At 46.7% G+C, this 20,543-nt stretch carries 20 protein-coding genes; 12 read left to right on the top strand and 8 right to left on the bottom strand.

Features of this window, described 5'->3' with window-relative positions; translation table 11 throughout:
• Positions 1 to 89: 89 nt before the first annotated feature.
• From GFS24_RS11030 to GFS24_RS11050, 5 genes are all read right to left on the bottom strand, one after another.
• On the bottom strand, positions 90 to 773 hold the full coding sequence (locus tag GFS24_RS11030; RefSeq protein WP_153659617.1) for an outer membrane lipoprotein carrier protein LolA: 684 nt from the start codon (positions 771 to 773) through the stop codon (positions 90 to 92).
• Positions 774 to 904: 131 nt separating this feature from the next.
• Entirely contained in the window at positions 905 to 3,484 is a 2,580-nt protein-coding gene (locus tag GFS24_RS11035; protein WP_153659618.1) for a DNA translocase FtsK, read from the bottom strand.
• Between the two features lie 19 nt (positions 3,485 to 3,503).
• A complete protein-coding gene (locus GFS24_RS11040) occupies positions 3,504 to 3,890 on the bottom strand; it encodes a DUF423 domain-containing protein (RefSeq protein WP_153659619.1) in 387 nt (128 codons plus the stop codon).
• Entirely contained in the window at positions 3,883 to 4,389 is a 507-nt protein-coding gene (locus GFS24_RS11045) for a shikimate kinase (RefSeq protein ID WP_153659620.1), read from the bottom strand. The genes GFS24_RS11040 and GFS24_RS11045 overlap by 8 nt, the downstream gene beginning before the upstream one ends.
• Positions 4,390 to 4,442: 53 nt before the next feature.
• Positions 4,443 to 5,072: a 4'-phosphopantetheinyl transferase superfamily protein gene (locus GFS24_RS11050; RefSeq protein WP_153659621.1), complete on the bottom strand. Its 630-nt coding sequence runs from the start codon at positions 5,070 to 5,072 to the stop codon at positions 4,443 to 4,445.
• 72 nt (positions 5,073 to 5,144) lie between these two features.
• Between GFS24_RS11050 and dcd the strand changes: the two genes are divergently transcribed.
• From dcd to GFS24_RS11105, 11 genes are all read left to right on the top strand, one after another.
• Positions 5,145 to 5,681: a dCTP deaminase gene (gene dcd, locus GFS24_RS11055; RefSeq protein ID WP_153659622.1), complete on the top strand. Its 537-nt coding sequence runs from the start codon at positions 5,145 to 5,147 to the stop codon at positions 5,679 to 5,681.
• Between the two features lie 103 nt (positions 5,682 to 5,784).
• Positions 5,785 to 6,192 carry a Dabb family protein gene (locus GFS24_RS11060; RefSeq protein WP_153659623.1) on the top strand — a complete coding sequence of 136 codons (408 nt, stop codon included), beginning with the start codon at positions 5,785 to 5,787 and terminating at the stop codon, positions 6,190 to 6,192.
• A complete protein-coding gene (locus GFS24_RS11065; protein WP_153659624.1) occupies positions 6,192 to 6,680 on the top strand; it encodes a DinB family protein in 489 nt (162 codons plus the stop codon). The genes GFS24_RS11060 and GFS24_RS11065 overlap by 1 nt, the downstream gene beginning before the upstream one ends.
• A complete protein-coding gene (locus GFS24_RS11070; protein ID WP_153659625.1) occupies positions 6,677 to 7,486 on the top strand; it encodes an alpha/beta hydrolase family protein in 810 nt (269 codons plus the stop codon). The genes GFS24_RS11065 and GFS24_RS11070 overlap by 4 nt, the downstream gene beginning before the upstream one ends.
• 119 nt (positions 7,487 to 7,605) lie before the next feature.
• On the top strand, positions 7,606 to 8,046 hold the full coding sequence (locus tag GFS24_RS11075) for a (2Fe-2S)-binding protein (RefSeq protein ID WP_153659626.1): 441 nt from the start codon (positions 7,606 to 7,608) through the stop codon (positions 8,044 to 8,046).
• Positions 8,039 to 10,108: a molybdopterin cofactor-binding domain-containing protein gene (locus tag GFS24_RS11080; protein WP_153659627.1), complete on the top strand. Its 2,070-nt coding sequence runs from the start codon at positions 8,039 to 8,041 to the stop codon at positions 10,106 to 10,108. The genes GFS24_RS11075 and GFS24_RS11080 overlap by 8 nt, the downstream gene beginning before the upstream one ends.
• 4 nt (positions 10,109 to 10,112) lie before the next feature.
• On the top strand, positions 10,113 to 10,565 hold the full coding sequence (locus GFS24_RS11085; protein ID WP_153659628.1) for a (2Fe-2S)-binding protein: 453 nt from the start codon (positions 10,113 to 10,115) through the stop codon (positions 10,563 to 10,565).
• Between the two features lie 10 nt (positions 10,566 to 10,575).
• The gene (locus GFS24_RS11090) at positions 10,576 to 12,693 is read left to right on the top strand and encodes a xanthine dehydrogenase family protein molybdopterin-binding subunit (protein ID WP_153659629.1); all 2,118 of its coding nucleotides are present in this window, start codon (positions 10,576 to 10,578) and stop codon (positions 12,691 to 12,693) included.
• On the top strand, positions 12,690 to 13,826 hold the full coding sequence (locus tag GFS24_RS11095) for a cysteine desulfurase family protein (RefSeq protein ID WP_153659630.1): 1,137 nt from the start codon (positions 12,690 to 12,692) through the stop codon (positions 13,824 to 13,826). The genes GFS24_RS11090 and GFS24_RS11095 overlap by 4 nt, the downstream gene beginning before the upstream one ends.
• Positions 13,823 to 14,917 carry an XdhC family protein gene (locus GFS24_RS11100; RefSeq protein ID WP_153659631.1) on the top strand — a complete coding sequence of 365 codons (1,095 nt, stop codon included), beginning with the start codon at positions 13,823 to 13,825 and terminating at the stop codon, positions 14,915 to 14,917. Before GFS24_RS11095 ends, GFS24_RS11100 begins: the two co-directional genes overlap by 4 nt.
• Positions 14,901 to 15,512, top strand: coding sequence for an NTP transferase domain-containing protein (locus GFS24_RS11105; protein WP_153659632.1), 612 nt, complete (start codon positions 14,901 to 14,903; stop codon positions 15,510 to 15,512). The genes GFS24_RS11100 and GFS24_RS11105 overlap by 17 nt, the downstream gene beginning before the upstream one ends.
• Here the strand turns inward: GFS24_RS11105 and GFS24_RS11110 are convergent.
• The 3 genes from GFS24_RS11110 to GFS24_RS11120 form a co-directional block, all read right to left on the bottom strand.
• Positions 15,481 to 16,743 carry a serine hydrolase gene (locus GFS24_RS11110; RefSeq protein ID WP_153659633.1) on the bottom strand — a complete coding sequence of 421 codons (1,263 nt, stop codon included), beginning with the start codon at positions 16,741 to 16,743 and terminating at the stop codon, positions 15,481 to 15,483. The genes GFS24_RS11105 and GFS24_RS11110 overlap by 32 nt on opposite strands.
• A gap of 539 nt (positions 16,744 to 17,282) precedes the next feature.
• Positions 17,283 to 18,512 carry a TlpA disulfide reductase family protein gene (locus GFS24_RS11115; RefSeq protein WP_153659634.1) on the bottom strand — a complete coding sequence of 410 codons (1,230 nt, stop codon included), beginning with the start codon at positions 18,510 to 18,512 and terminating at the stop codon, positions 17,283 to 17,285.
• Positions 18,513 to 18,514: 2 nt separating this feature from the next.
• Positions 18,515 to 19,186, bottom strand: coding sequence for a YggS family pyridoxal phosphate-dependent enzyme (locus GFS24_RS11120; RefSeq protein ID WP_153659635.1), 672 nt, complete (start codon positions 19,184 to 19,186; stop codon positions 18,515 to 18,517).
• A gap of 195 nt (positions 19,187 to 19,381) precedes the next feature.
• On the opposite strand from GFS24_RS11120, the gene GFS24_RS11125 reads away from it, so the two are divergent.
• On the top strand, positions 19,382 to 20,524 hold the full coding sequence (locus tag GFS24_RS11125) for an acyl-CoA dehydrogenase (RefSeq protein WP_153659636.1): 1,143 nt from the start codon (positions 19,382 to 19,384) through the stop codon (positions 20,522 to 20,524).
• The last annotated feature ends 19 nt before the right edge of the window (positions 20,525 to 20,543 follow it).

The raw sequence follows: 20,543 nt of genomic DNA on the forward strand, positions 1-20,543 counted from the left end.
GATACATGACAGTTGCCGGAGATAGCCATTTGTAAATGAAAACGGCCCCCGTAGCGGGAGCCGTTTTTCTATCGGAAAAAGATTTAATACTATCGGAGGTCCACTACTTCCACGCCAGGATACTTTTTGGCATCAAAGGTGAACAGGTTATCGCTTACGGCACCATTGGGCTGGAAGCTACTGATCTCGTAGGTGTATTTATTGCCGTTTTTCTCAAATACCTTCATGCGGGCCAGGGTAGAGTTCTTTTTATCTATATCCACCAGCACTTTAAAGAAGGTTTTGGATTTATCTGTGGGCGTCAGTTCAATGTTCTGCAACACTTTACCTTTCTCTGTACTTTCGCCGGTTAAGCGGTACAGGAAATCCTTATCGTAAAAATTGGTAAAGATCCTGGCAGGCGTCATGCTGGTGTTGCTCTGATCCACGTTGTTGATGGTCACTTCGTTCACATCTTTGGCATACGTCCAGGACGTTTTATTGTCGCTGATGATCTCCTGCTCTCCCATGATCACTTTGTATTTGGGGCCTTTCACATATACAGAACCTTTCTTGGAATCTGATACGCTGTTGTTGGCTCCTTCTACTTTCAGGATAAAGTTGGCGATAACTGTTTTAAGGGATTTGAATTTCTTGCTCACGTTATCAAGCACCACTTTGGCCTTTGGATCATTCTGACCCAGCGAGCCAACTGGGACCTTGGTTTGTGCCATGCTGCTGAATACCATTCCGCACATGACCACGCCCATCAATACCGTTTTCTTCTTCATCATAGTTTTAAGTGTTACAGTTATAGGGTATAAGACAAATGTTATGCCGATACGTTTAACATCTGCTGTTAAAGAATTGCAAAACTCGTTTTTTTTAAGGTAAAAGTATAACAGGTGCTCAATTATACAGGTAATTATAACATACTATTAAGGATTTCTTCCAGGTCCGCTTCTGTTTTCACATTCACTTCCCTTGCCTTACTCCCCAGATTGGGACCCACGATCCCGGCTGCTTCCAGCTGATCCATCAACCTTCCGGCACGGTTGTAACCCAGTTTCATGCGTCGTTGCAGGAGTGAAGTAGAACCTTGTTGGTTTTGAACGATCACACGGGCTGCATCATCAAACAGCGGATCACGGTCTGCCAGGCTGAAATCTTTCCCTTCCAGTTCTTTTTCATCAATGTACTCCGGTAACATGAACGCTTCCGGATACCCCCGTTGCTCTCCGATAAAATCAACCACACGTTCCACTTCCGGCGTATCCACAAAAGCACACTGCAGGCGCACCAGCTCTCCGTTAAAGGAGATCAGCATATCCCCCTGCCCTATCAGCTGTTCGGAACCACCGATATCCAAAATGGTACGGGAGTCTATCTTAGACGACACTTTAAAGGCAATCCGTGCGGGGAAGTTAGCTTTAATTGTACCGGTAATGATATTAACAGAAGGACGCTGCGTGGCAATGATCAGGTGGATACCGATTGCCCGCGCCAGCTGTGCCAGCCGCGCAATGGGCATTTCCACTTCTTTACCGGCCGTCATGATCAGATCCGCAAACTCATCTATCACCAGTACGATGAAGGGCAGGAAGCGGTGTCCTTTCAATGGATTCAAACGGCGTTCCGTGAATTTCTTGTTGTATTCTTTGATATTACGGGTACCTGCTTCTTTTAACAGATCATACCGGAGGTCCATCTCAATACACAGGGCATTGAGGGTATGCACCACTTTTTTGGTGTCGGTGATGATGGCATCCTCTTCTCCCGGCAGTTTGGCCAGGAAGTGTTTTTCAATCAGTTTGTAGAGCGATAGTTCCACTTTCTTGGGATCTATCAACACAAACTTCAGCTGGGAAGGATGTTTCTTAAACAACAGGGACACCAGCAAGGTGTTGATCCCTACAGATTTACCCTGACCAGTGGCCCCCGCCATCAGCAGGTGGGGCATCTTGGCCAGGTCCGCAATAAAGTTCTCGTTATCGATCTTCTTTCCAATCGCAATGGGAAGGTCCATCTGGCTATGCTGGAACTTATCGGAAGCCAGCATGTTCCGCAGGGAAACGATGGTCTTCTTTACATTCGGCACCTCAATACCAATGGTACCCCTGCCCGGAATAGGCGCAATGATCCGGATACCTAATGCAGAAAGGCTGAGCGCAATGTCATCTTCCAGGTTTTTGATCCGGGAGATCCGCACACCTGCTGCCGGTACGATCTCATAGAGCGTAACAGTAGGACCAACTGTAGCGCTGATCTTTTGTATGGAAATATCGTAGTTCTTAAGGGTATCGATGATCTGGTTCTTGTTCAGTTCCAGTTCAGAAGCATCCTGCACGATCTTATCTGAACCATGGTTATCCAGCAGGTCCAGCGTGGGGTATTTATAATCCCGGAGATCTAAAGTAGGTTCATACGGATCAGCCAGGACAGGTTCTCTTACGGGTTCCAGTTCTTCAATCGTTTCATCGTCCGGATCTTCAAATACAGGTTTTATTTCGAAGGCCACTTCTTCAACAGGGCCATTCTTTTTACGGGGTGGTGTTGGCGGAATGGTCAGTTCTTCCTGGATAAAGATCTTCGCTTCCGGCTCCGGAACAACAGGAGGTGGTGGCGGTGGTGGAACAACCGGTGGTACATAAGCAGCTACCGGTTCTTCTTTCTCTATCAATTGCAGTTCCTGTTCAAACTCTTCGTCTTCTTCCTCTACGGGCACCAGGGTTACCAGGCCCTCCCCTCCTTTATATGCATTCTTCTTCGTTTCTACCGGCGGAGCTGTTTCAAACAGATCTTCTTCTTCCTCTTCCGGTTCACCAAATCCGGCAAAAGCTTCTTTTACTGGTTTCGGTTTGCGTTCCGGCCATTTGAAATCCACATTGAACTTCCAGATCACCCAGGATAATCCGGCCAGTATCAATAACAATCCGGCCCCGGTTTTACCCAGGAATCCGCTGGTCCATTTGTTCAGGCTATCCCCTAAAGCACCTCCCCAGGGGAAGGCAGCACTACCGGATAGAAAAGCCATGGTCATGCTGATGAACAGCAGACCGAACAGGATATATTTCACATTGCGCCATACGCGGAAAACGCGGCGGCCTACAATGAAATTGATACCAAGAATGAAAAAGAAATAGCAGAACAGGTAAGAGGCTACACCAAACCCCTTGAAAAAGAACCAGTGAGAGGTAAAGGCCCCTAAACGGCCCAGCAAGTTATCTACCTCTATCTCGTGCATGAAAAGCACCTTGGAGGAATAACGGAACACCTTATCCTGATCTTCTTCCCAGGTAAATAAATAAGAGGTGAATGCGATAAAGCAATAGAGGGCCAGCAAAAGAAAGACAGCGCCAAGCACTTTATGGGTGCGCTCGTCCTTCACCAGTTCCTTCACTTTTACTTCGGCTTCCTTATCGGGCTTCAGTACATCAGGATTTGGTGGTTGCTCTTTCTTCTTTTTAGGTTCTTTCTTTTCTGATTTCAGTGTGTTTCCTGCCATAATCGAAATCAAAATTAACTTATTTCCTGAGCACGCCCAATAGCAATGCTACCCATCCGGCAATAAAAAACAAACCGCCCAATGGCGTAATGGCGCCAATGCCCCTGAGCCCTACTGTTTCAGTTGCTTTCAACAGTGTCAGCGCATACAGGGAACCGGAAAAAAGCAGGATGCCTATCAGGAAGAACCTGCCTGCCCAAACCAATTGGGGTGAAGGAATATGTGCGTATAAAATGCCTATTGCCAGGAGGGCAAACACATGATAAAATTGGTAAGTAACACCGGTCTGGAAAGTGCTCACGGTTTCCATAGGAACGAGTTCTTTCAGTTTGTGCGCACCAAAAGCGCCCAGTATTACTGCAAGGCCGCCTAACAGTGCTGCCCAAACGAGAAATGATTTATGCATTGCGGATCAGTTTATCAAAAGTCTCCAAAGTTATTTCATCTTCACTGATAATGATCTGACTTTGCTCATAGAATGGCTGGCGCTCTGCTAATTTCTTTTCTGTAAAAGACAGCAGGTCTTCCGCTGCGAGGTCCTGGATCAGGGGGCGTTTGTATTGTTTCCTTTGCAAACGTTCCACCATTACTTCCAGGGAAGGGTTTAACCAAACTGTTGTACCTGCCTCGTTCATAAAATCCATGGTATCGGAAAAACAGGGTGTGCCGCCACCGCAGGAAATGAGGAATGCATCATTGTCCGCCGTCAGCTCCCGCAGTACTTTTCCTTCCACTTTGCGGAAGTGATCTTCTCCTTTTTCGTTAAAGATATCTGCCACAGACATGCCTTCCCTTTCTACGATCACTTCATCCAGGTCGAAATACGGCAGGTTCCAGTGTATGGCTAATTGTTTGCCCCAATAGGATTTTCCGGCACCCATGAAACCCAATAGAAATATTTTCAAAGCTGATAGTTTTACAGCGCAGAAAGTAAATAATCTTTTTTACTTCTGCATGATTACTTTTTATTTTCACCGGACACCCAGGCCAGGCAAAGGTCCTGATCCATTAAAAACTGCAGGTCAAGCGTAGCGATCCGGTCTCCTTTCAGGAAATCACAGGTAAGAAAACCTGATTGCCCGAAAGAAAAAACCTGCAATTGCATGTTGGCTTTAAAATCCAATCCCCCCAAACCATACCATTTGTACACCGCTTCTTTGGCAGACCAGCAAACGGTTTGATGGGCCAGTTTATTTTCCGCAGACAAAAAAGCGGCCTCCCTTGGCGCCAGGAACTTATGAGCCACCCTTGCTACTTTGGGTTGTACTTTTTCAATATCAATGCCCACATGTTCCCGCCGGCTCACAATGGCCGCTGCAAAATCCTCACAGTGGGAAATGGAGAAATGGTAAGGATTCCCCGGAATGTAGGGCTTCCTGCTATCCATGATCCTGATGTCGTTTACGGGTAATTCCGGGAAAAGCTCCACTAAGAGATACCTCCCGGCAAAGTGTTGCAGGCGTTTGTGCGGGTGATGCACTTCGGGCTCAATGGTTACCGCTGTTCTGAAGAATGCTTCTTCTTCACCAATTTTCCACACTCCCAGCTTCGTATCCTGATCTATTTGTATCGTTCGTATTAATGGCATAAATTCGCCGCATTAAATGCGAATTTAATGGGAAATACCCAACTGGCCTAACCTACTAAACAAATCACATTCATGATTCTGTCTGACAAAAGGATTTTAGAGGAAATTGAAAAGGGCACTATCGTGATCAGCCCTTATGATCGCAAATTCCTGGGTACCAACTCCTACGATGTACATCTGGGTAAGTACCTGGCTACGTATAAGGACAGGGTGCTGGATGCGCGCAAGCACAACGAGATCTCACATTTTGAGATCCCGGAAGAAGGTTTTACCCTGCAGCCGAATACGCTGTACCTGGGCGTTACCCTTGAATATACAGAAACGCATGCGCATGTTCCTTTCCTGGAAGGTAAATCCAGCACAGGCCGCCTGGGGATAGATATCCATGCCACAGCAGGAAAAGGAGATGTAGGCTTTTGCAATACCTGGACGCTGGAGATCTCCTGCGCCCAACCCGTGCGCATTTATGCAGGCATGCCCATCGGGCAGCTCATCTACTTTGCGGTAGAAGGAGATGTGGAAACCCTTTATAACAAGAAAGGGGATGCCAAATACAACGGACGTACCGTACGGCCGGTGGAAAGCATGATGTGGAAAAATGTATTTTAAGATTGGTTTTCAACTCATTATATAGAAAAGGCCCGGAATTCCGGGCCTTTTCTATGGGCCTTAATATTTATATATTATTTTCATTCCCATTAACAAACCAAATATGAGCACGTCTAATAGAAGAAAATTCCTGGGCACTGCCGCTGCCCTCGCCGCCGGTACTGCCGCTGTGGCCATGCCTTTGTCCGGTCAGCCACCGAAATACCCGGTAGTTCACCACGTATTCTTCTGGCTGAAGAACCCGGATTCCAAAGAAGACCGCGCCAAACTGATTGCCGGCGTGAAGTCTTTATCCAAAATACCCACCGTGAAAGAACTTCGCGTAGGTATAGTAGCCAGCACTGAAAAACGCGACGTCGTAGATAACAGCTGGGGCGTTTCTGAACTCATGTTCTTCAGCGACCTCGCAGGGCAGGAAGCTTACCAAACACATCCCATTCACCTGGAATTCATCAAAAATTGCAGTCCCCTCTGGGAAAAAGTAATTGTTTATGATGCAATAGAAGCATAATGGCCATTGAATATTGGATGAACGGGCCGGTAGAAAACATACCGGCATTACTGCAACCTGTTGCACATGCCTTATTGCAGGCCAGCCGGGAAGTACATGCTGTAATGCAGCAACTGCCGGAAGAGAAACTCTGGGAATCACCCACAGGTATCGCTTCCCCCGGATTTCACCTGCAACATATGCGCGGTGTGATAGACCGTTTATTCACTTATGCCAGGGCTGAATTCCTCAGTCCCGAACAATTATTACAGTTAACAGAAGAAGGAAAACCAGTAGCTGATCTCAATACCCTGCTTTTTCAATTTGATGAACAGGTAAAAAAAGCACTGCTGCAACTTTCTCAAACTGATCCAAACACCCTTACAGCCTTCCGCGGTGTTGGCAGGAAACAACTCCCCTCTACCGTGATCGGTTGTTTATTCCATGCCGCAGAACATACCATGCGCCACACCGGCCAACTATTAGTGACCGTTAATGTTTTAAAATGAAAAATCTCCTCGTTATATTTTTCCTGCTCGCCTGCATCACCACACAGGCAGCAAAAGTAGATTCCGTAGATACCTACAGCAATGCGATGAAAAAAACGATCAAAGCTGTAGTGATCACGCCGGATAATTATGCAGACAAAACAGACTGGCCGGTTGTTTACCTCCTCCATGGTCATGGCGGCGGTTTTAACAACTGGGTGAAAAATGTAAAATACATACAACAGGCAGCAGATCAATTGCAAATGATGATCGTTTGCCCCGATGGCGGCGTAAGCAGCTGGTATTGGGACAGCCCCGAAGATCCCACCTGGAAATATGAAACCTATGTGGCCGATGAACTCGTGAAATTTGTAGATGCAAAATATAAAACACGGAAAGATGCCAAAGGCAGAGGCATCACCGGCCTCAGCATGGGCGGCCATGGCGCATTGTACCTTGCCTTTAAACACCAGGATGTTTTTGGTGCCGCCGGCAGCATGAGCGGTGGTGTGGACATCCGCCCGTATCCCAATAACTGGAACATGTCCAAACGTTTGGGAACACTGGCAGCACAACCGGAACGCTGGGATAAATATACCGTGATCAATATGCTGCACCTCCTCACCCCCAATTCCCTGGCTTTGATCATTGACTGCGGAACGGAGGACTTCTTCTACAAAGTGAACGAAAACCTGCACAAGGAATTACTGTACCGGGGCATTCCGCACGACTACTATACCAGGCCAGGCGGGCACAGCTGGGATTACTGGAGCAATTCTGTTCAATACCAACTGCTGTTCATGCATAATTTTTTCGATCGTAAATAATGAAAAGGTCCGCCAAAACAGCGGGCCTTTTTTATTCCAACCGCTGGTCAATTAAGGTTGCACAGGCATTTCATTTTTGTTATATTTGGTACAGGTCAATCTGATATCAATTTACGTCTATGAAGATCAATGTCAATTCCACTGATTATACCCTGGACGTACCTGACAATACCACCTTACTAGATGCTTTACGAGTCCATTTGAACCTGACTGGCAGCAAATATGGCTGCGGCGAAGGGGCATGTGGTGCCTGTAAAGTACTGATAGATGGTCATGCGGTGCCTTCATGCATCACATTGGTTGCCAGTGTACAGAACAAAGCCATCCTTACGATAGAAGGATTGGAAAAGGACGGGAAGCTGCATCCTATGCAACAGGCATTCCTGGATGCGGATGCATTTCAGTGTGCGTATTGCTCATCTGGCATGATCATGGCCGCCATTGCGTTGAAGGCGAGAAATCCGAAACCCAGCCGGCAGGAGATCGTAGAAGCTATGCAGGGTAATATTTGCAGGTGCTGTGTGTACCCGCGCATTATAAATGCTATAACCCATGGATAATCCAAACATAACAGCACATACTGTTACCCGCCGGAATTTCTTTAAACTCCTGGGTGGAGGGGTAGCCATTATCCTCACCTGGTCCGATCTGTTCGCCACCGGGGAAATAGCAGATGATAAAAGCATCGCCGCCTGGATCCATATCCAGGAAAATGGAAAGATCACTGTATTTACAGGAAAGGTAGAGGTAGGACAAAACATCCGTACTTCTCTTGCACAGGTAGTAGCAGAAGAACTTTCCGTACCGGTGAATGATATTGAAATGATCATGGGAGATACCATGCTAACGCCCTATGACCGCGGAACATACGGAAGCCTCACTACTCCTACTATGGGGCCTCAGTTGAGAAAAGCAGCAGCATCTTTAAAAGACGCCCTGGCAGACATGGCAGCAGCTGAATGGAAAACGGATAAACAATCCGTGAAAGTGAAAGATGGCAAAGTAACGGGGGCCGGTCAAACCCTTAGTTATGGTGAACTGACCAAAGGAAAAAAGATCACCATCCCCCTGAATGATAAAGTAACACTTACACCCGCAGAACAATGGACAGTGGCTGGCACCGCAGTGCCCAAGATAAACGGGAAGAATTTTGTTTCGGGCAAACATAAATACGTATCAGATATGGCAGTGCCGGGTATGGTGTACGGAAAGATCCTTCGTGCTCCATCTTACGGCGCATCACTGGTTACAGCCAATGTTGATAAAGCCAAAGCATCCCCCGGCGTAACAGTTGTACAGGAGAAAAACTTCATAGGCGTCACTGCCCCTGATCCGCAAACAGCCGCCAATGCAATAGCCAGGATAGATGCACAATGGACCCCATCACCACAACCTTCCAAAGCAAATATTTTCGCTTATCTGAAAGATAACGCCCGGCAAAACGATAGCGGCAAAAGCGCTAAAGAAGCTGCTGAAAAAGCATTTGCAGCCTCCACTATCCAGGTGAAACAAAACTTTGAAGTGCAATACATCGCGCACGTTCCTTTGGAGCCGCGCGCTGCAATAGCCATATGGGAAAATGGAGAACTCACTGTATGGACCGGCACACAGCGGCCTTTTGGTGTACAGGAAGAACTGGCCAGCGCCTTCTCCATACCCAAAGAAAAGATCCGTGTGATCATGCCGGACACTGGTTCTGCCTATGGCGGAAAACATAGCGGAGAAGCCGCTGTAGAAGCAGCAAAACTGGCCAAGGCTGTAGGCAAACCGGTAAAACTGGTATGGACGCGTGAGGAAGAATTTAAGTGGGCTTACTTACGGCCGGGAGGACTCGTTGAAGTAGCAGCCAGCGCAAACAAAGACGGATCCATCACTTCCTGGGAATTTCATAATTACAATTCCGGTAATGCTGGAATTGATACACCTTATGAAGCGGCCAATACACACATCCAATTCCATCCTTCCAACACACCATTAAAACAAGGCTCCTACCGCGGGCTCGCTGCTACGGCCAATATATTTGCCATTGAAAGTGTGATGGACGATCTGGCCCGGAAACTAAAACGCGATCCGCTGGAATTCAGGCTGAGTAATTTAAAAGATGAACGCCTGAAGAACGTATTACAATCTGCCGCAACAAAATTCGGCTGGAAGAAAGAAAAGAAAGCCGGACATGGTTACGGCATTGCATGCGGATTTGTAAAGAATTCCTACATTGCCACCTGCGTGGAAGTAATGCATGATAAAGCAACAGAAGAACTCAAAGTAATACGCATCACAGCTGCTTACGATTGTGGTGCGATCGTCAATCCCCTGCACCTGGAAAGTCAGACCCTCGGCGCCATCCTGCAAGGCCTTGGTGGCGCTTTGTTTGAAGAGATCGACTTCATGGACGGAAAGATCTTAAATGCTTCCCTCTCCAGTTACCGCGTGCCCAGGTTTACGGACATTCCGCCATTAGATATTGTGCTGATCAACAGGAAAGATCTTCCATCCGCCGGCGCCGGCGAAACACCCATCGTGGCTATTGCCCCTGCTATACGCAATGCCATCCTGGATGCTACAGGTATAAAATTGTATACATTGCCCTTGATTCCACAAGGGTTAAAGACTAACTCATAAAATTATGGCAACATTTAATTTAACGGTCAACGGAAAAAAGCACCAGGTGGATGTGAGTCCGCAAATGCCTTTGCTATGGGTATTACGTGATGTGATCGGCCTTACCGGAACTAAGTTTGGTTGCGGCATTGCGCAATGCGGCGCCTGTACCGTACATATCGGAGATGCAGCCGTGAGGTCCTGCGTATATCCTGTAAGTAGTGTGGGGACGGAAAAGATAGTGACCATTGAAGGCCTGTCTGAAAACGGTGATCATCCTGTACAAAAAGCATGGGAAGAAATAGATGTGCCGCAATGCGGCTATTGCCAAAGCGGGCAGATCATGGCAGCGGCAGCGCTTTTAAAAAGCACGCCTAACCCAACTGATGAAGATATCAATAACGCGATGACGAATATTTGCCGGTGCGCCACTTATACCCGCATAAAAAAAGCCATCAAACAGGTTAACGCTTTATAAAAACTGATGTATGTCCGAACTGGAAAATAAATTAAACAGAAGGAATTTTCTCCGGATCACTGCATTGACAGGAGGAGGTTTGATCCTTGGATTCAACTCGCTTTCTGCATCTTCCCCGGAGCAGGAACAGTCCTTTGACCTGAATGCTTTTATAAAGATCGATGCCAAAGGGAAAGTTACCATCATGAGCCCCAATCCGGAAATCGGCCAGGGTGTTAAAACATCCCTCCCTATACTGATTGCGGAAGAACTGGATGTGGACTGGAAGAACGTGCAAATACAACAGGCCGGTCTGGATACAGTTAAATATAAAAGACAGATAGCCGGAGGAAGCGGATCTGTACGTGCAAGCTGGGATTCTTTCCGGCAGGTAGGCGCCACAGCCAGGCAAATGCTCATCAGTGCTGCAGCAGCAACCTGGGCAGTTCCTGCAGCAGAATGTACTACAGAGAATGGTATGGTACTGCATAGTGGAAAAAAGATCAGCTACGGTGAACTGGTGGAAAAGGCATCCAAACTGGAAGTGCCCAAAGATGTAAAAGTAAAACCAAAAGAAACATTCAAACTCATCGGGCAGCGCATAAAGAATGTAGACAATCATGCCATCGTTACGGGTCAATATAAATACGGTATTGATACCAAACGGGAAGGCATGTTGTATGCTACCATTATCAGGCCGCCCGCATTTGGCATGACACTCACTTCTTTCGACGATACAGAAGCAAAGAAAGCACCCGGTGTTAAACAGGTGCTTCGCTTTGAAAATAAAATAGCTGTACTGGGACGTACCACCTGGGAAGTAATGCAGGGTGCTAAAAAAGTGAAAGCCCAATGGAAAGAAGAAGGCCCATTGGAAAGCACTGCTGATTACATCAAAAACCTGCATGCCCTCCTGGCCACAAGCCCGGTAGATAAACCCAGGAGAAAAGACGGTGATATAACCGCTGCTTTCTCCGGTGCAGCCAAAGTAGTGGAAGTGAATTTTGATGCGCCCTTCCTGGCACACAATACTATGGAGCCCATGAACTTCTTTGCGCATGTGAAAGCAGACAGCGCTGAATTATATGGCCCCATACAAACACCGGAACGTGCAAGATCACGCGTAGCAGAAATACTGAATATCCCACAGGATAAAGTATCGGTGATGATGACGCGTATGGGTGGTGGTTTTGGAAGAAGACTGATGACTGATTTTGTGGAAGAAGCAGCCATGGTATCCAAACTGGCCGGTAACCTTCCGGTAAATGTGATCTGGTCCAGAGAACATGATATGGGCGGTGGTTATTACCGGCCGATGTACAGTTATAAATACAGAGCTGCCGTTGATAAAGATAACAAGCTGATAGCCTGGCATCATTATTCTGCAGGTGTGGGTGGTTCTGCCAGTCCCGATAGCTTTCCTGCAGGAGCTGTTCCCAATCTGCAGGTAGATACCCATGTATATAAATCACCTGTAACCACAGCGCCATGGAGAGGCCCTACCCATAACTTCATTGCATTTTCTGAGCAATCCTTTATGGACCAGATTGCGCATGATATGGGGAAAGACCCTGTAACATTACGCCTGGAACTCTTAGAGCTGGCCAAAAGCAGCCCTGTTGGCAAAGTGAATTATGAACCGGACCGTTTTGCAGCCGTGATAAAAAAAGCAGCAGAAATAGGTGGATGGGGAAAATCCAAAGGGGCCAATATCTTTCTTGGTTTTGCAGCGCATTTCTCTTTTGAAAGTTATGTAGCACAGGTGGCGGAAGTAGAGAAACTGGCAGATGGGAAAGTGAAACTCAAAAAAGTGTATTGCGTGGTGGATTGCGGAACAGTGGTGAACCAGAGTGGTGCGGAAACGCAGGTGGAAGGAAGTATCATTGATGGCATAGGCCATGCTATGTTTGCTGAGATCACCCTCACAAAAGGCAAACCGGATCAAACCAATTTTTCTACTTACCGGATGATCCGCTTAAACGAAATACCTGAAATAGAAATACATTTTTCCAAAAGCAATGTTGCACCTACCGGTCTTGGTGAACCAGCCTTACCGCCAGCCGGAGCCGCATTGGCGAATGCCGTTTATGCTGCCACAGGCGTGCGGCTAACCAGTCAGCCTTTTATTAAAAGTGATCTCTTCGCATGATAGCAGAGCCATTATATCTTGATCATTGCGCCACCACCCCCTGCGATCCGCGGGTGGTGGAAGACATGTTGCCGTATTTTACACAGCATTACGGAAACACGGCCAGCAGGGATCATGGGTTTGGCTGGCTGGCTAAAGAGGCTACAGAACTAGCCAGGGAGCAGGTGGCCCATTTAATACAGGCCAATCCTAAACAGATCATTTTTACATCCGGCGCAACAGAAGCCATCAACTTAGCACTCAAAGGACTTGTGGAAGCGAATGCTTCCAAAGGCAAACATATCATTACTGCCAGAACAGAACATACTGCTGTGCTGGATACCTGTGCCTACCTGGAAGAGAAAGGATGTTCAGTCACTTACCTCCAAACAGATCCGCAGGGCATGATCTCCCTGGAAGAGCTGGAGCAGGCCATTGGCAAAGAGACCATCTGTATTGCTTTGATGTATGCCAACAATGAAACCGGCGTGATACATCCTGTTAAAGAAATAGGTGCTATTGCAAAAAAGTATGGCATCTCTTTTATGTGTGATGCAACACAGGCTGTTGGCAAGATCCCGGTAAATGTGAGCGAAACCCATATAGACCTGATGCCTTTTTCTGCACATAAGTTATATGGCCCTAAGGGTGTGGGAGCATTATATATACGCAATAATAAAAACATCCTGCAGCAATTACATGGCGGTGCACACGAAAGAGGTAATCGCAGCGGTACATTGAATACCCCCGGCATTGTAGGTTTTGGGAAAGCCGCTGAGATCTGCAGCAGGGAAATGTTCATAGAAGAATTGGAAACGCTGAGGGATAAAATGGAAAGTGAACTACTGGAACAACTTCCTGGTTCATCCATCAATGGCAACAGCAACAGGTTGCCACATGTAAGTAATATCCTGTTTCCAGGTGTGGATAGTGAGCAATTATTGCTCACGGTATCCCAACACCTGGCCCTGAGCCGGGGAAGTGCCTGCAGTGGCCTCGTGCAACAACCTTCGCATGTGCTGCTGGCTATGGGATTAACGGAGGAAGATGCAAGAAATTCCATCCGCATCAGTTTAGGACGGTTCACCACAGAAAAGGACATCATTTTTGCAGTAGCGCTATTAAGTGAAGCAGTGTTAAGAGTGGTTATATGAAAGAGATAAAACAGATCATACATGCCTTTGAGCTGGCTCGTGCGAACCAACAAAAAGCAGCACTGGCAACAGTAGTGCATGTGGAAGGTTCCTCCTACAGAGGACCCGGTGCGCGGATGCTGATCACAGAAGATGGTAAACTCACCGGCGCCATCAGCGGAGGATGCCTGGAAGGAGATGCATTACGCAAAGCACTGATGGTGATGATGCAGGGAAAACCTTTGCTCACCACGTACGATACTTCTGATGAAGAAGATGCCGTGATAGGTGTGGGATTGGGCTGTAACGGAATTATCCGGGTTTTGATAGAACCTATTGTACCCGAAGATGAAATAAATCCTATTGTACTCCTGCAACAAATTGTACAAAAAAGGGAGGCAGCTGTATTGGTTACTTATTTTTCGCTGCAGAACAAATGGCATGAACAACAGGGCACCCGCTTGTTGCTAAGGGGAAATGAAGCAGTTAGTGTATTAGAAAAAAAAGAATCCCTTTTCATTGAATATCCTGATCAGTCCATCTCTGCCTTCTTCGAATACATTGCCCCTCCCCTCGCATTAATAGTAGCAGGTGCAGGTAATGATGTATTCCCATTAGTACAGATAGGCGAAGTTTTAGGTTGGGACCTCACTTTAATAGACGGCCGCCCCAACTACGCCAGCACCCAGCGTTTCCCGGATTGCAGACTGATCATTGCAGCGCCGGAAAAAGCCTTGCAGAACCTCGTCATAGATGAGCAGACAGCCGTTTTGCTGATGACCCATAATTACAACTACGATAAAGCCCTGTTAAAAGCATTGATAGATCTGCCCGTTAATTATATCGGCATGCTGGGCCCGAGAAAGAAACTCAGCAGGATGCTCACCGAGTTTGAAGAGACAGGAATAAAGGTAACAGAGGAACAATTATCCCGCATTTACAGCCCCGTAGGGCTGGACATCGGGGCAGAAACAGCAGAAGAGATCGCACTGGCCATTACTGCCGAAATAAAGGCTGTATTTGCAGGAAGGACCGCTGTTTACCTGCGCAGCTTCACTGGTAAAATGCACGACAGGAAAACCGAGATCATCACTTATGAAGGAACTAAGTAAATATGGCATCGTTATCCTTGCAGCCGGAACCTCCCGCCGGTTAGGCATTCCCAAACAATTGCTGCAATACAAAGGAGATTCCCTCCTGAACAATGCCATTAAAACCGCCATCCAGGTAAAAGCCACTGCTATAGTAGCAGTGCTGGGCGCCGAAGCAGAGATCTTACAAAAAGGAATAAAGATAGCCACCGTATGGAACCCGCAATTCCAGGAAGGAATGGCATCCAGCATCCGGAGCGGCGTACAGTATATGATGGATTTTGAAATACCCATCGATCATATTATCCTCATGGTCTGCGATCAACCACATGTGGATACAGCACATCTCCTGGCGCTGATAAAGGAACAGCAGGAAACAGGTGCTAAAATTGTAGCCAGCTTTTATGAGGATAGAAAAGGAGTGCCCGCTTTATTTGATCAAACGCTTTTCCCGGAACTGTTATCACTCACCGGCGACATGGGCGCAAGGGGCATCATTGAAAAACATGAGGCAGATACTGCCATAGTTCCCTTTCCCCCCGGCGCCATTGACATTGATACGGATGAAGCTTACCAGTTATTAATTACTGCAACGCCTGATAGGTCAGTACCCTGAACTTCCGCACAAAATCCCCGTAGTACGCATAAGGAGATACATTCGTAAACACCAGTAAGATCAGCTTCTCTGTAGGATCGATGGTATGTTCTGAACAATAAGCACCGCCCCATGTAAGCGAACCCGGTGACGCCTGATCGCCATATCTTGTGCTATCTGTGATGATCTGAAATCCTAATCCAAACTTATCATTCCTGTCCCACACATTACTTTCCCCTATCTGGTTACGTGCCATCAGATCCACTGTTTTTCGGGAGAGCAATCGCACATTATTGAACGAACCGCCATTCAGTATCAGCTGGCAAACCTTGGCGTAATCTGTTGCAGTGCTTACTAATCCTGCGCCACCCAGGTGCAGCGTTTGTTTACCGGCAATCGGGAATGTTCTGTTAGAGATGTCTGAATGAAGTGTCAACGGGTCTTCCAGTCTTGATTTGGCATATAATTCTACCAGGCGGTTCGCTTTGGATGGCGGCAGGTAGAAATAGGTATCATGCATGCCCAATGGTTTAAAGATGCGCTCCATGAAAAAGTCACTGAGGCTTTTCCCGGAGATCACTTCTACGATCCTTCCGGCAACATCTGTATTGTAACCATAGGTGAATTGTGCGCCGGGATCATGCACCAGCGGGCGTTGCGCCACCTTCTTCACCAGTTCTGTGGTAGTAACAGCATCCAGTGAGCTAAGCCCTATCATCGTTTTGCCATTCAGCAGGCTGTCCATCGGATGTTCATAAGGGATCCCGGCGGAATGAGAAAGTAAATGCCGGATGGTAGGCCGGGTTTTAGGCCTGCGGGTTTCCACTTTTCCGGTTGCTTTATCATAACTCACCAATACCTGTACATCCCTGAATTCAGGCAGGTATTTGTAAATAGGGTCGTCCAGGAACAGGCGGCCTTCTTCATATAACATCAGTACAGCAATGGTAGTGATCAATTTGGTCTGGGAGGCGATCCGGAAGATGTCCGTAGTCTGTGCCGGTGTATGTTTTTCCAGGTTGCTGAAACCATATGCCTTATTGTGCACGATCTGGCCATTCCTGGCTATGAAGGTCACGGCATTGGGCGCCAGCCCCTGTTTGATGGCAGCATTGAAAAAACTGTCTATACGGGCGAGCCTTTCTGCACTGAAACCTGCAGCGGCTGCATTAGCTGCTGGTTTGAACTGCTGCTGTGCAAAAGCGGATGATAGGATGCAAAGGAACAGGAATAACGTGGAGGTCTTTTTCATAATAGAAAAATACGGGGTAATCCGCAGAAAGTGAAATGGTTCCCAAAAATGATGTAATTTTAAAAAGAAGCCCGGAGGTGTGAACTCCAGGCTCCGAACCTTAGTGAAAAGAATCAATAAGGTTCTTCAGTTTTGTAATCAAACTTACGATCCTGGAAAGGCCATCCAGCAAAACCTTAAACCTGGATGGTCTTTTTCTCTTTCTGATCATTTTACTTTAATTGAACTGGTATGTGACAGTTCAAAAACTTACAGTCTAATGCCTCTCCAAATCAAATATGAGGGAAAGAAACGAACCCACAAAAAACACCCTGACAGCCACATTTTCATATTGAGAACCCCATAATCAAACCCGCCATGGCACTGGTCAAAAATCATTGATTTTGATGAAAAAAAGTTGGAGTTCATTCAGCGCAGGGAGTGATCAGTTACAGTAATTAAGAAATTTTTGCATGAATGTTTTCATCATATCCACTAAATGAAAAAGGAGAAACGCGGTTACCCACATTTCTCCTTTTTTATTTTATACGCCGTTAAAGCTATTTCAGCATACCATCTATCAGCGCATTAAACGCTTTCTTATATTCTTCATAATGTTCCCCTGTACCCGGTCCGTTAAACCCGGTATGCACTTCTTTCACCTTACCACTTTTATCAATATAGATGGTAGTAGGGAAACCTTTGATCCCTGTCAGCTGCGGCAGGGTCTTCTCTGCCTTTTTAGGATCAGCAGGTGTAACACCGGTGAGCAGTACAGGATAAGTAATATCAAAACGTTTGGCAAAACCACCTGCTGCTTTCTTTGATTTCTCAAAATCAGTGGTGCGTTCATAACAAAGCATGATGATCTCTACACCACGGTCTTTATTTTGCTTATACCACTCACTGAGGTAAGCCGTTTCATCCATGCAGTTAGGGCACCAGGAGCCGCCGATTTGCACGATCACTACTTTATCTTTAAAACGCTCATCTTTAATAGACACCTTCTCCCCGTTCAGGTCCGGGAAGCTAAAATCCAGTTCAGCACCAGCTTCTTTTACAGTGGCCAGTGTAGTAGCATCCTGCAGTTTCGCACTGCTGTCTTTACGGGCAGTAAATATTTCTTTATTGGTAATGCCCTGGTAAAATACCCCGTTGCCTATGGTAGAGTCATTTGTTATAACAGCGATGAACTGGTAAGCATGAGAACCATCAAAAGTGGAAAGTTTGAGAGAATCCCCATCTACAACACCTTGCAGGTAACGGTAATCACCAGTAGTAGTAAGAAAAGTACCCTGTACATTAATACCGTTCTGAGAGAACTCGCCAATAGCAAAACTACTGTCCGTTCCATCCGGAGCAGTGAAATAAGTGGGCCAGCGGCCGCTGATGTTGAATTGAGGAGCATGCGTAGCGTCAAACCTTGCTGAGATCCCCGGTTTGGCTTTAAAAGCGATGCTCACATCCTTATCTGCGAGATGGCGGATCCACAAGCCCTGCAAACTTCCATCTGCCTGTAATACCGTGCGGAATTCATTATCAAAGAAAGGCATACGGATCAGCACAGAATCTCCCTCCTGCCGTACATCATCTACCAGCATGCGATCACCGGCATTGATGATGTAAAGGGTCTTCTTTCCTGCACTATCCAGCACCTCGAAATTAAAAACAATCTCTCCGCCGTCTTCCCGCAACAGGTGTGCCTGCCATGGCCCTGTGGCCAATTGGGCTTTCTGTTGTGTACCACACGCAGCAAGCGCTGCGAGTGTGATGAACAATAATCTTTTCATATTTAAGCATAGTTTCTTGCACCAAAAAGCAAACTGCCTATCCGTACCAGCGTACTGCCTTCTGCAAGGGCCAGTTTATAATCTCCGCTCATACCGGTGGATAGTTCTTTAAAATCATCATTATCCGGATAATACTTTTCCTTCAGGCGGGCATGCAAGTCAGCCAGTCCTTTAAACTCCCTGCTGATCGGCGCTTCGTCCTCTGTATTACTCGCCATGCCCATTAAACCGGCAATCCGCACGTTCTGCAAACCTGCAGCCTGTGCCAGCAGCTCATCCAGTTCCGCTTCATCCAGCCCGAATTTCGTTTCCTCTTTGGCAATGAACACCTGTAACAGGCAGTCTATCACCCGGTTACTTTTGGCCGCCTGTTTATTGATCTCCTGTAATAATTTGAAACTGTCCACCCCGTGGATCATACTTACGAAGGGCGCAATATATTTGACCTTATTGCTTTGCAGATGGCCGATAAAGTGCCATTGAATGTCTTTCGGCAATTGGGTTTCCTTGTCTGCCAGCTCCTGCACATAATTCTCTCCGAAGATCCGCTGACCGGCTTCATATAAAGCCAGGATATCTGATACAGGTTTGATTTTTGATACGGCTACCAGGCGGGCATTAAAGGGTTTCAGTTCACTAATTACCTGCTGGTAGGCTGCTAAATTCACTGCCATATTCCTACAAATTTAATCGACTTTTGCCACTTTTGAGCAAAAGCCCATTATGAAAAGCCTAAATTAACAGGCAACATTCCTGCAAAATATTCAACAATACCGCTGAATTGCTTGATTCCATAAAATTCTACAACGCAATTTTTTTACATCCTCATTTTAAAATAGGTTTGTAAACACCACTAAAACAACTTACGTATGCATTTTCAGTTCACGGAAGAGCACCTGATGATTCAAAAAGCAGCCAGAGATTTTGCAGTAAATGAATTGCTGCCAGGCGTAATAGAACGGGATGAGTTACAAAAATTTCCAGCAGAACAGGTTAAAAAACTGGGAGAATTAGGTTTCCTGGGAATGATGGTTGACCCTAAATATGGCGGTGCAGGTCTGGATACTGTATCCTATGTACTGGCCATGGAAGAGATCTCTAAAATAGATGCCTCCGCATCTGTAGTGATGAGTGTGAACAATTCCCTCGTATGCTGGGGGTTGGAAACATATGGCTCTGAAGAACAAAAACAAAAATACCTTGTACCATTAGCCAGCGGGCAAATGATCGGCGCCTTCCTGTTAAGTGAGCCGGAAGCTGGTTCTGACGCTACTTCCCAAAGGACCATAGGAGAAGATAAAGGAGATCATTACCTCGTAAATGGTACCAAGAACTGGATCACAAACGGCAACTCTGCCAGCGTATACCTGGTGATGGTACAAACCCATCCTGAACTGGGCAGCAAAGGCATCAATGCCCTTATCATAGAAAAGAATTCTCCCGGTGTAAGTATCGGCGCCAAAGAAAATAAACTGGGCATCCGTGGCAGTGATACACACAGTGTGATGTTCCAGGATGTAAAAGTGCCGAAAGAGAACCGCATCGGAGACGATGGCTTTGGGTTCAAATTTGCCATGAAAACCTTAGGCGGCGGCCGTATCGGTATTGCCTCCCAGGCTCTGGGTATTGCCAGCGGCGCTTATGAACTGGCCCTGAAATACTCCAAGACCCGTAAAGCATTCGGTAAAGAGATCAGCCAGCACCAGGCTATCCAGTTCAAACTGGCAGATATGGCCACCCGTATTGAAGCCGCCCGTTTATTGTGCCTGCGTGCCGCGTGGGAAAAAGACAGTAAAATGGATTACACCCTCAGCGGTTCCATGGCCAAGGTATTTGCTTCAGAAACTGCCATGTGGGTAGCTACCGAAGCAGTACAGATACATGGCGGTTACGGTTATGTAAAAGAATACCATGTAGAGCGCCTCATGCGGGACGCAAAGATCACACAGATATATGAAGGCACATCCGAAGTACAACGGATCGTGATCAGCCGGAGTATCCTTGGACAATAACAGGGAACCGGCCTTACAC

It is taken from the genome of Chitinophaga sp. SYP-B3965, from assembly GCF_009647655.1.
Classification (GTDB): domain Bacteria; phylum Bacteroidota; class Bacteroidia; order Chitinophagales; family Chitinophagaceae; genus Chitinophaga.